Source organism: Hymenobacter amundsenii (assembly GCF_002204745.1).
GTDB lineage: Bacteria > Bacteroidota > Bacteroidia > Cytophagales > Hymenobacteraceae > Hymenobacter > Hymenobacter amundsenii.
On sequence record NZ_NIRR01000062.1, the window covers coordinates 1 to 11521 of the forward strand.

The following is an 11521-nucleotide window of genomic DNA, read 5'->3' on the forward strand; positions in this document are numbered from 1 at the left end:
CGTTGCCGCAGTATTGCCCGCCGCGGTCGGAGTGGACGATGAGGCCCGGCGTGGGCGGCTGGGACCAAAAAGCGCGTTGCAAGGCACTGGTCACCAGTTCCTCGGGCATGATGGCCCCGCCACCAGCTGGCAGAGCAGCCGCACGGGGTGGTGGTCTCGCTGCGCTGCGATGAAACGATAACGGCTCATTGGTCCGGTGTCTGCGAGAAGATGGCAATGGCTTTTTTTAAAATATCCAACTCCTGCGCCTGCCGTCGGGCCAAGGCCCGCAGCTGCCGCAGTTCCGCCGCCGTGACTGGGTCCAAGTAGGCCCCGCGAGCAGCCGCGACGGGCGTAAGGGCCTCTTTATGCCACTTGTAGAGCAGCTTAGGACTGATATTTAGCGCGCGGGCGGCTGCTTGGGTGCAGCGGCTCTCGCCAGCTAGGCGTAGCGCCTCGACGCGGAAGGTGGCGTCATAACGCCGACGTTTGGCGGGTTGGGGACTGTCTTTCATGACATTGGAAAGATAAGACCCTATTCTGTCCAGATTTACCAGACCACCTCAAGTTACGGCGCAGCTTTACGGTCAGTTTCTGCTCAGCAGCCACGTCAATTATACCGGCACTTACCTGGCCGAGCACTTGGCCGGGCTCACGCACGACAACGTGCAGTATTTTCTCAAAACCCGTCGCTTCACGCCCCGCCAACTCTGACAGCAGCTGCAAGGCGAGTTCGTGGCCAGCGAACGGGGCTACGTGCTCTTCGATGATACGGTGCTCGATAAGTCCTACGGTGCTCGATAAGTCCCACAGCCATCACATTGCCTTGGTGCACCGCCAGTATTCAGGCAATGCACATGGGCTGATCAAAGGTATCGGCCTGGTCAACTGCGTCTACGTCAATCCCAATACGGACCAGTTCTGGCTGCTGGATTATCGCCTCTTCGCCCCAGAGGTAGATGGCAAAGACAAACACGCGCATGTGCGCGACATGCTCACCCAGTTGGGCGTGCGCCAGATTGCTTACCGCACCGTGCTCATGGACGCGTGGTATGCCACAACGGACGTGTTTAAGTGGCTGATGAACGAAAAAAAGCTGTTTTACTGCCCGCTTAAAAGCAACCGTTTAGTCGATGACTCGGGCGGCCAGCAGCCCTACCAGCCCCTGGCTTGCCTGAACTGGTCGGCGCAAGATGTGGCCCAGGGCAAGCTGCTCAAGGTGAAGAAAATGCCCCAAGACGTTAAGTTGAAATGTTTCCGCGTACTGGTGTCTACCCACCGGACGGACTATCTCGTGACCAACGAGCTAGCACAAGATGACACGGCCGCTGCCGAGCAAGAAAGCAACGTCCGCTGGTTGATTGAACAGTTTCATCGCGAAGCCAAACAGCTCACGGGCCTGCAGGCGTGCCAGTGTCGGTTGGCCCGTAGTCAGCGCAACCATATTGCCCTGGCCCTGCGCACTTGGACCAGCCTCAAACGAGTGGCCTACCAAACAGGCCGAACCGTTTACCAGCTTAAACAAGGATTGCTCCGCGACTATCTGCGTCGCGAATTAACCCAGCCCACCCTCCGTTTTGCGTAAGTCCTAGATGGATTACAAAGGTCTGGTTTTATTCGATAACTACAGCTCCCGCAGTAGCACCTGATACAGGGCCAACATACTCGTTATATCGCGCTTGTCCACGATTTCGTCGGGCGAATGCACATTGTCTTCAGGGGCGCCGATGAAGCACCAATCCCAGGGCTGAGCTCCATGCTGCAGCTCCTTAGCGTCGGAGCCGCCGCTACCTTCTACTTCCAGCTGGTGCGGTACACCGGCCGCCTCTGCGATGCGGCGGATGCGCTCCACGTAGCTGCGGCGCGGAATCAGCGAGTCGCGCAGGCTGATGGCCACGCCCTTCCCGGGCCGCACGCCCTCGGTTACCCAGGTAATGTCAGAAATCAGGGCCTGGCGCACGCCGTAAGTTTCATAAAGATGCTTGGCCAGATAGGCTACCGAACCGCCGCCGTGCTCTTCCCAGCACGAGAAAACCACCGCGCCGTGTTCCAACGTTTCGCACAGGCGCAACGCGTTCCAGACGCCCAGGCGGTTGTCGAGGTAGCAACTCTGCACAGTCGTGTCGGTTTCGCGGAAGTCGCAGTAGAAGGTCAGCTCCGTGCCCCGGTCAATGTCGCGGTGAAAATCGTAGCTCAGCGCGCCGGTTTGCTCATCGACTACCAGCGTGCATTCAATATTTCCCTGCGAATCCCGACCTACTAATCGGTAACCGGTTTCGGCCACCGGCCCACCAATGCGCACCAGTTGCCGGTTGTAGCGAACCGTGAAGCCGATATTATCGAGGTGGGCAAAAACCGCCGTTCGGGGCGCACCAAATATCAGTATAATACAATCCTGAAACTCTTCGCCAGCCAGAATGGTTGGCTGAGTGGTCCATCCGGCCTGATGCTCTTCTACATAGCGTAGCACGAATTCGGTCAGGGGAGCCTCATGACCAGAAGGGGCCGGAATCTGGCAGATAGTGCGTAAAAGCTCCATAATCAGTATTTTTTTTGTCCAAAACTACGCTAAAAGTTCTACTTTAGCTCTTCAGACCAGCAAGCCATAACCTGATTTAGTTGCTATTTGAAGCTGCACTTTACATTACTGATGCGTCAACGTCTACAATTTGTCCTGTTGTTTCTGCTACTCTTGCCGCTACTGGCACAAGCGCAGCAACCCGACTCCACCCAACCAGCTATGCTGCTTGATACCGCCCGGCAGGTGCGGCTGGAAAATGTGGATGTAGCACCGGGCGCTATAGATACCAAAGGCTGGCTGCTGCTCGACCAAGACATTAAAACTGAACTGGAAGGAGCGGTCTATAACCTCTATAATTTTAAATACGATAAAGCCGAGCGGCAGTTCCGCAGTCTGCGCCGCCGCTACCCCAACCACCCAATGCCTTACTTTCTGCTAGGGCTCAGCTCTTGGTGGAAAATCATGCCTTCTGGCATCCAGACCAAACTCTACGACAAGCAGTTTTTTGCCTACATGGACACCACCGTCATGATGGGCGAGGCCATGTACAAGGCCGACAAGAAGAACTACGAAGCCTGCTTTTTCCTGGCCGCCGGCTATGGCTTCGATGCCCGCTTGCATGCCGAGCGCCACGATTGGCGCAAGGCCACCGTCGGTGCCAAACGCGCCTTGGATTACCTCGAAAAAAGCAAAGAAGCCAACGGCCTGAGCCCCGAGTTTCTGTTCGGCCAAGCCCTGTTCAATTACTACGCCGTCTGGATTCCGGACAACTATCCGCTGCTCAAGCCCGTGCTACTGTTCTTTCCCAAGGGAAACAAGAAACTGGGCCTGCAGCAACTCCGCAACGTAGCCGATAATGGGGTATATGTCGGCCCTGAAGCGCGCGTCTTCCTCATGCGTCTTCTGCTCAACGAGGAAGACAAACCCGAAGAGGCGTTGCCTGTTTCCCGGTATCTGGCCACTACTTATCCTGAAAACGGGTATTTCCAGCGTATCTACGCTAATGCCTGCTTCCTGCAAGGAGAGTTCCGGGAGTGCGAGCGGGTAAGCCGCGACATTCTCGATAAGCTCAACCGTGGTATGCCTGGTTACGAGCCCAACAGTGGGCGTTACGCAACGTATTTCTTGGGCTTCCTGATGCAAAACCGCTACAAGGATCTCAAAAAAGCCAAGGAATATTACCAGCGTTGCATCGTTTTCGCCGAGCTGAACGGCGAAACTAATTACGGTTTCTACGTGTTCGCCAACCTAGCCCTAGCCCGCCTAGCCGCCGAAGCCAAGGATGCCACCGCGGCCCGCCGCTACTACACTGTAGTAGCCAACAAATCCGACCATAAACTGGAGCAATACCAGGAGGCCAGGGAATACCTCAAGGCAAATTTCAAATAGGTTTTTGTATTTATGATAGACTTAAAGGATCTTTTTCTGACACCGATTTATCTAGCAGTATTTTACGGACTGGCCTTTGGGGTGCGCAAACGATTCACCAACAATTTAACTAAGAAATATTTTATTCCTGCATTATCCGTTAAATTTTTAGGGGCACTTTGTTTAGGGCTTATTTATCAGTTTTATTACGGCGGAGGCGATACTTTTAACTATTACACTCATATTAAAATTATTTTTCAAGCCTTTACAGAATCACCAACGATTGGCTTTAAGCTACTATTTGCTAATGGAGAGTACGACCCATTAACTGCGTCGTATGCCAATCGTATGCAATGGTATACCTCATCGACGGAGTACTTTATAGCCCGCGTTGGGGCCTTCTTCAGCTTATTTTGTTTTAATACTTATTCTGTCATTGCTTTAATGTTCGCCATGTTGAGCTTTTCCGGCATGTGGGCAATGTATCTAACCTTTGTAAGGATTTATCCTTTGGCTTACAAACAGCTAGCTATTGCCTGCTTTTTCTTACCCTCCGTATTTTTTTGGGGGTCAGGAATAATGAAGGATTCTCTCTGTATTGGGGCCCTGGGCTGGGTATTCTATGGTTTTTATAATGGATTGGTTCGTCCGAAGAGCACTGTATTTTCTTTAATATTAGGTGCCATTGGGATGTATGTTATTATTGCAGTTAAAATATACATACTCCTTTCTTTTCTACCACCAGCTCTCTTATGGATATTTAATGAGTACAATCAACGAATAAAATCCCCTGTTTTACGCATTGCAGCACGCCCTTTCTTCTTAGCTGTTGGCCTCGCCGCCGCTGTATTCGGAGCCACGAACTTAACAGCTGGCGACGACAGGTACGATGTGGAGAATATTGCGGAAAGAACCAAAATAAACAACGATTATTTGACCACTTACACAAATAATGGTTCAGCATATGATATCGGAACAATTGACGGCTCGGTAGGATCTATCATTAAGGTTGCTCCTCAAGCCATAGTAGTTTCTCTTTATCGTCCATTTCTATTTGAGGCGCGTAATCCAGTAATGCTGCTATCAGCGCTTGAGGCTACTTGGTTTATATATCTTACATTTATTTTATTCTATAAGACAGGTGTACTTAAAAGCTTATCGCTGATAGTAAGCGAACCTATTTTAACATTTTGCTTTCTATTTTCCATAATATTGGCAATTGCCGTAGGGACCAATAGTGGCAACTTTGGAACACTTGTACGATACAAAATCCCCCTGATGCCCTTCTATCTTTCAGCGCTTTATATTATGCAGTTTAAAGCAAAAGCAGCTAACAAGAACCGCACACTTGGAAAGTCAGCTTACGTAAAGAGAGCCAAAAAATTAGGCAGATTAGCAGTTACTGAATAGCGATTTTCTATCGTTTTACGAGCCGATTCTCCCATTTGTAGGCGCAGTTGCTCATCTTTTAGTAGCAATCGTAGTGCGTCTTCCCAATCCGCTGACGTAGTACAAATAAAACCATTGACTCCCTGATCTACCACTTCAGTGTTCATACCAACTGGCGACACGAGTGCGGGCTCTCCTAGGGCCATATATTGTAGTGCTTTAAATGCGCACTTGCCCTTGGCCCATATATCATCCTCCAAAGGCATTATCCCGACATTAAATTCCAACAAGTCATCTATCTCGGTTTCCTTGTTCCATTGCTTATATTGTAATGATTTCAAGGCTAAGTCAGGTGGCTGATTTGAAATCACTCTGAATTCGAAGTCAATTTCCTTTTCCAGCTTCGCTAGAACCGGAACTATCTGATCTATATATTTCAAAGTTGAGTGGCTGCCAGTCCATCCTATTACTGGCTTCGTTTTAATGATTTGATTATTCACTCTATTATGCAGATCGATGGTATCTATAGTCGTAGGATTGACGAACGAATTATAGTTATACTGCAGAGCATAATTCGTTAGATACTGATTTCCACAACTCACTTTATAGGCATAACTACAAATAGCTCCTACCTTATTATGCCACTTTAATCCTGCTGCAATCTTATTGGTTTCCGAAGTATTCGCAATCCATATAGCATCATCAAAATCATAGATTATACGCTTATTTAATATATTAGCAATAATCCATTCCAAAATGGGTGGGCCAATAGGAGAAGCTTCGCGATGAATAAATACAAAGTCTGCTTTGGCTACTTTTGATAAAGCAATAAATCGGCGGAGGAATCCACTTAATATTCCGAAAGTTTTTCTCAGATGATGACCTGGCTTATATAGAATTTGCCAGGTAGCATCAGAAATAAATGACTGTGTTTCGTACGTAATACCTTTTGCTAACAAATACGCAAAGTACTGCTCAAAACGAAATCGTTGAGATGGCGCCTTCCCAATAGGATATGGAACCAAGAAAAATACGTGCATGACTTCAGACTTATTTTGTGTGCAAACTTATATTAAGGCTGTATAAGCGTTTTCCGCTATTTACCCATCACGAATAAGGCTACGTCAGAATAGGGCTTACATCCTGCAGAGCTAATCTAGAGCAGTTTTCGGTGATTGGCAGGCCACTTCCAACCTATACCCATGAGCCTCATTAACGCGCGTTGCCACCGATGGCGTTTCTCCCATATATCCTTCTGGCTAGAGGCCTCTACAATCGGAAATTCTCTCAGCCGAGCCAGAAGGATAGGTAATGGCTTACCTGCATTCTCGCCAAAAAATTTATCAAGTTCCGAACGAACCTCCTTCATGTGCCAGTAATGTAGCACGAATGGAGCTACCTCACCTGCTGGACCATTCTGATTTAACACTATGCTAAATGCCAGTTGTTCCATCACGTGTGATGGGTAGGCTCTATATAACTTATCTGTCAAGCTAATTGTCTGAATTAGCAATTTGAGATCCTTCCGTGATAGCCCGATAGCACCTGCATTGTACATCGCTGTATGAATAGATATAGCAGACCATTCTTCAGCAGGATGGGCCATTAGAAAGTCATAAATGGCTATATGCAGTGGTGATCCATTGGCAATTAATCCCTCACGCACGTGGAGAAAATGTATCCCACTTTCAATAGCATTATAAATAGGCTTAGGATCTTTCAGAAAAAATGTATCAGAGTCTAGATACAAAATATTGCCTCCATTTTTTTCTAAAGCGTGTTTAATAACTTCAATTTTGGCTCTATGTACGAAATCAATATCACCGCGCCATGCTTGCCATTGTGCACTATCTATTTCCTCATAAATTATATTACCCTGCTGACCTAACACAGATTCAAAGTACAATGCCGAATCTGTATATACTATTATAGTAAGCTTGTCAGCATTATCGCATATTTCTAAATATGAAAGTATACTGAATATAGCTTCATTTTTGAAATCCACGTTACCATGAGCAATGTACACCAAACAATTACGTACATCCATTTTATTTTCTTTCTTTTGAATTTTTATTTTACAAACTCACTATTCATTCTTTACAATAATCATATCTTCCTAAAATATTCTACTGCTTTTTTCTCAGTAATTCTATAAAGCATCTTACAAACAAACAACACAATAGGTAAAACAAACCAATAATACCTGTCATAAACAAATATTTCATTGGTAAAGTAAACCATATAAACATATGCAATTATCAGAATAGGATAATGGTATAAATACAACGAGAAGCTGAATATACCTATTCTACTAAAAACGTTTATCAGAACATTATTTTCAGAAGTATTTTTCGAAAGCAAAATTGACATTAGCCATATGGCTAGTACGCCAGCTAAAGGCCAAGAGTATATTTTTTCTTGCAACACTGCAAATACAATAATAAGCCCAAAAATTATTACCGTAATTAGCAAAATAAGTATTTTATTCATATTATTAATTTTTTCAATATATACTTCATTAGATTTTACGAAATCATAGAACCCGACACCTACTGCGAAGTAGCAGTTATAAATCAAAGGATAGCTGATTACAGGATGTATACCCAAACCACTTACCTGCATGATGAGTCCAGCAATGTAAAGGATAAGACTTATCCAATAGTAAGATCTTATTTTAGCAAATATAAACGGCACTAAAAAATAGAATATAACTTCTGGAAGCAAAGACCAATATGCTTCATTATATCCAAAATAACTATTATCTAACCGGATAAAAAATATTGATCTTAAAATTCCAATTTTTTTAAGATCCATGTCCTGCCATGCCAATTCTAAGCTCTGATTTAAGGCTCGGCTTGACATAGGGTCCATTACTTCATGATGAAAGGCGGCCACATATGCTAACACAACTCCTGATAGAGTTATGGAGAACAAGAATGGAGGATAAATTCTCAATAACCTATTCACGTAAAACTGTAATGCGGTTCTTACCCTTTTTAATTGAGCATGTCTTATAAAAAACCCAGATAGTACAAAGAAGATAATAACCATCTCTTGCCCAGCAGAGCTGAGCATATCAGCGCTAAAGTATATGTAGTCAGCTAACGACCAATTTATGCGAGGAAATTTCTCTAAGAAAAGACTCCCTCCTGACCAAAGTATTATTTTAGCATGAAATACTACTACATAGAAGGCACAGAATCCTCGCAATGCATGCAACTTATTCAGAGACTTATTTCCTAGCATTATCGTCTTTTAGTTTGGCAGTTTTGGTCATCAATTAGTCACGACATAACCCGTCACAATCGAGCGAATATATCGTTCGCAATCGGCAGAAACTGCTGCAGCCCCCGGTACGCAATACCGGCTTCGCGGCATCGACTACGCAGCTTTTCCTTATCTTCTGCTAGAAATTCCGCAACCTCCGTTGCCATGCGCGCTCCCTCACGCCTGTCGAATCGGTCAACTACAACCCCTACCCCATACTGATTGGCTACTAGGTCATCTTCCGATACCCCTTTACAAACCAGGTATGGTAATCCGCAGCACAGATATTCTCCTACCTTTATTGGTGACCGAAAACGCTGGGAAGGTAGAGGCGGTACAGCCACTAGGCCGAAATCTGCAGCAGAAATGTAGGCGGGCACTTCCTCATAGCGACTGCGAGTAATTGTAAAAGTATCTTCTGCAACTCCTGCAGCTTTCATTAAGCCTTTGACGTACTCCGGCTCGTCTGGCGTCACTATTAGCAAATGTAACCCAAGGATTTCATCGGATAATCCCTGAAATAGCGCTCCTACTTCAGTACTATAATACAGATCGCCAAACTTACCCAGATACAGAATTACGGGCTGCGTTTCCTTCAATCCGTAACGTGCCCGTACCTGGGCTCTGCCGGTCGCTGTAAATTCGAAACGCATCTCATCGACTCCAGTAGGTAACCTGTAAGTGTGAGCGGTGGAATGCCAGTTCTCCAAACGCGTGAGCATATGGCTTGTACCGGTTGAGAGAATATCAGCATGGCGTCCTACCAGCCCTTCTACATAGTGCAGGCTTCGGTAAGCCAACCCATCAGCAGGCCACACGCCACAGTCACGCATGAATTCACTATGGGGTTCATACTGATAGCCGAAATAACGAAGCCCTGAAAGTTTGGCGATGATGAAGGCAAACGAACCAGCCACAGTGCACATACCCATTATGGTTTGTGCACCCTGCAAACGCAAAGCTAGGCACAACGCAAAGCCAACTGCCAGATCGTAGGCCTTTTTAGCGAGTTTAAACCGTCCGGAGTGCCAAGTCAACGGGTGCCAAGTAATCTGGCTCTTAGCCCACTCCGCCATTCTTTCCTGCCGCTCACCCTCGGTCAACGCATATTTTTTTTGCTCGTAGGTGATCAGGTGAAAGCGTAAATCTGGCTGATTTTCGCTCATCTGAAACAGCAACGGCAATAGGTTGCCCTTAAACAGCGGATCATCGGCGCTGTTGTAAACAAAGACAATGACAGTTCTTGTTTTCATGGCAGGTAGCTTCTTCGGAATTTCGTAAGCAAAGCGGTGTTATGAAGAGCTTAGGCAACTTTCGCGCTGATAGAGGTGGAGCGGAGCAATTGTTCCCATTGGGCCATTACGGGCTTTGGTCCAAATATTGCTCCTCGGTGGGTAGCTTGGCTAACATAGTGCTGATAGCAATTCGTGTCGTTCAACAGCGTGGCTATTGAGTCCACCCAGCTGCTCACCGATGCATTATAATCAGGAGCCTGCTGGCGTAGTATGGGGAGTAGCAGGCCGTATTCGGCCCATTCAGGCTTTTGGGCATACTGAGTCGGCGCAGTATCAGGAGCCAGAATTTCACGGGGGCCAGTTGGGCAGTCGGCACTGGCTACTGGTATTCCGCAAGCCAATGCCTCACACAATACCATCGGAAACCCCTCAGTAAGAGAGGGAAGTAAACTGATAGTAGCTTGTACAACATATTGGAACGGATTGGCCCGAAAACCTAACAGTAGTACGTCATAGGGGAGTAAGCTACCTGGATCCGGATCTGCAGTAGATGTAATGCCATTCCATAAGCGCAACTTCAAACGCTGAGCTTCCGCTTCCAGGACAGACCGCTGGGTACCGTCTCCCACCAGCACCAAGCGGGCATTACTGCCACGCTGGCGTAATCCGGCAAGTACAGAGAGCAGAACTACCGGGTTCTTTTCAAGGTCAAGGCGCCCGACCGCGATTAGCACCGGAGCATCTGCAAACAGCGCTATTTCAGCGGGTTCAGTGAGGGGTTCAGCCGCTTGCCGATGAAGCGCTGAGAGTTGCAGAAAATTATTGATGGCTATCACCCGATTGGCAGGCAATTGGAAATAGTCAATCAGTTCCTGGCGCAAATCGCGGCTCACTGTTACTACGTAATCGGCTCGCCGATAAAGCAAGGGCATTAACAGCCGACGGCGCACCCAGCCTGCTCCACCCCGATAGTTGGGGTCGTGCCGTTTGGAATTATGTACGCACAAAATAACTTGTTCTTTGCCTTTGCTAAGTAGATTCACATAGTCAGCTCCCTCTAAGTGGCTGATGCATACATCAACGTCCTGCACCTCTTTCAGTCGCTTTACTTCCTTAACCCGCTGCTGCAGGGTCTGTAATTTGCTGAGTGGCGAGGCGCCCGCTTCGGGTGTCTGCAGCACAACCAGTTGGTTTTCGGTGGGAAAACCTATTTTGCTACGGACTTCAAAGATGCACTCAATAACCCGATGACCAGCCCTGGCCAATTCCCGAGCCTGGTCATGAAACACCCGTTCTGCTCCACCCAAGCTGAGTTGCGGAATGAGCATTAAAATAGTCTTGTTTTCAGTCATTTAGCTAGGCTATTTCTACGGACCATTTGGCGCACCTGCCATGAACAGCCTATTGAAGTCGTACTACTATAAGGCACAAAGGTAAGCTAACTGGAACGTCAAACGGCTAGACGGCATCCATGTACTGCTAACTCCAAGCTATCTTTGGGTGAAAACGAGTCTCAAAGAAGCGGTTGTTAGTGTGTACTATGTATCTGTCTACGAGTTGATCTCTCTTCATTAAGCACTAACTCCTAGCGCCTGTAACTATTGGAGCTATCGGTGCTTAGCATATTCTCACCAGAGCACCATGACACTGTGTTTAGTTACTATGAGGTGGTCGGGTAAATGTGGACAGAATAGGGTCTTATCTTTCGAATGTCATGAAGGACAGCCCCCAACCTCCTAAACGTCGGCGTTATGATGCCGCC

Annotated in this window: 9 protein-coding genes and 1 pseudogene; 3 read left to right on the forward strand and 7 right to left on the reverse strand. The window is 47.1% G+C overall.

Translation table 11 applies throughout. The features are described from left to right. Positions 1-185: 185 nt before the first annotated feature. Positions 186-494 (reverse strand): transposase, encoded by a 309-nt coding sequence (locus tag CDA63_RS19190; protein WP_088466074.1) that lies wholly within the window; start codon positions 492-494, stop codon positions 186-188. Between the two features lie 25 nt (positions 495-519). Here CDA63_RS19190 and CDA63_RS19195 point away from each other — a divergent pair. Next, positions 520-1564, forward strand: a pseudogene (locus tag CDA63_RS19195) (IS701 family transposase). Positions 1565-1603: 39 nt separating this feature from the next. Here the strand turns inward: CDA63_RS19195 and CDA63_RS19200 are convergent. Continuing rightward, complete coding sequence (locus CDA63_RS19200) at positions 1604-2518, reverse strand: M20/M25/M40 family metallo-hydrolase (RefSeq protein WP_088466075.1); 915 nt, start codon at positions 2516-2518, stop codon at positions 1604-1606. 111 nt (positions 2519-2629) lie between these two features. Here CDA63_RS19200 and CDA63_RS19205 point away from each other — a divergent pair, with 111 nt between their 5' ends. Beyond that, positions 2630-3889: a tol-pal system protein YbgF gene (locus tag CDA63_RS19205; protein ID WP_088466076.1), complete on the forward strand. Its 1260-nt coding sequence runs from the start codon at positions 2630-2632 to the stop codon at positions 3887-3889. A gap of 12 nt (positions 3890-3901) precedes the next feature. Further along, positions 3902-5278, forward strand: a complete 1377-nt coding sequence (locus tag CDA63_RS20645; RefSeq protein WP_126546968.1) for a hypothetical protein — start codon at positions 3902-3904, stop codon at positions 5276-5278. On the opposite strand, the gene CDA63_RS19210 is transcribed toward CDA63_RS20645, so the two are convergent. From CDA63_RS19210 to CDA63_RS19230, 5 genes are all read right to left on the reverse strand, one after another. Beyond that, the gene (locus tag CDA63_RS19210; protein WP_088466077.1) at positions 5230-6297 is read right to left on the reverse strand and encodes a glycosyltransferase family 4 protein; all 1068 of its coding nucleotides are present in this window, start codon (positions 6295-6297) and stop codon (positions 5230-5232) included. The genes CDA63_RS20645 and CDA63_RS19210 overlap by 49 nt on opposite strands. Before the next feature lie 116 nt (positions 6298-6413). Then, the gene (locus CDA63_RS20650) at positions 6414-7262 is read right to left on the reverse strand and encodes a hypothetical protein (RefSeq protein ID WP_126546969.1); all 849 of its coding nucleotides are present in this window, start codon (positions 7260-7262) and stop codon (positions 6414-6416) included. 101 nt (positions 7263-7363) lie between these two features. Beyond that, entirely contained in the window at positions 7364-8503 is a 1140-nt protein-coding gene (locus CDA63_RS19220; protein WP_088466079.1) for an acyltransferase family protein, read from the reverse strand. A 53-nt stretch (positions 8504-8556) separates the two neighbouring features. Further along, entirely contained in the window at positions 8557-9777 is a 1221-nt protein-coding gene (locus CDA63_RS19225) for a glycosyltransferase (RefSeq protein ID WP_088466080.1), read from the reverse strand. 50 nt (positions 9778-9827) lie between these two features. Next, positions 9828-11111: a glycosyltransferase gene (locus CDA63_RS19230; protein WP_088466081.1), complete on the reverse strand. Its 1284-nt coding sequence runs from the start codon at positions 11109-11111 to the stop codon at positions 9828-9830. Between the last annotated feature and the right edge of the window lie 410 nt (positions 11112-11521).

Coding starts and splice junctions, on each gene's coding strand:
- CDA63_RS19190 (WP_088466074.1), bottom strand. CDS start 494: ATGAAAGACAGTCCCCAACCCGCCAAACGTCGGCGTTATGACGCCACC.
- CDA63_RS19230 (WP_088466081.1), bottom strand. CDS start 11,111: ATGACTGAAAACAAGACTATTTTAATGCTCATTCCGCAACTCAGCTTG.
- CDA63_RS19200 (WP_088466075.1), bottom strand. CDS start 2,518: ATGGAGCTTTTACGCACTATCTGCCAGATTCCGGCCCCTTCTGGTCAT.
- CDA63_RS19210 (WP_088466077.1), bottom strand. CDS start 6,297: ATGCACGTATTTTTCTTGGTTCCATATCCTATTGGGAAGGCGCCATCT.
- CDA63_RS19220 (WP_088466079.1), bottom strand. CDS start 8,503: ATGCTAGGAAATAAGTCTCTGAATAAGTTGCATGCATTGCGAGGATTC.
- CDA63_RS19225 (WP_088466080.1), bottom strand. CDS start 9,777: ATGAAAACAAGAACTGTCATTGTCTTTGTTTACAACAGCGCCGATGAT.
- CDA63_RS19205 (WP_088466076.1), top strand. CDS start 2,630: ATGCGTCAACGTCTACAATTTGTCCTGTTGTTTCTGCTACTCTTGCCG.
- CDA63_RS20645 (WP_126546968.1), top strand. CDS start 3,902: ATGATAGACTTAAAGGATCTTTTTCTGACACCGATTTATCTAGCAGTA.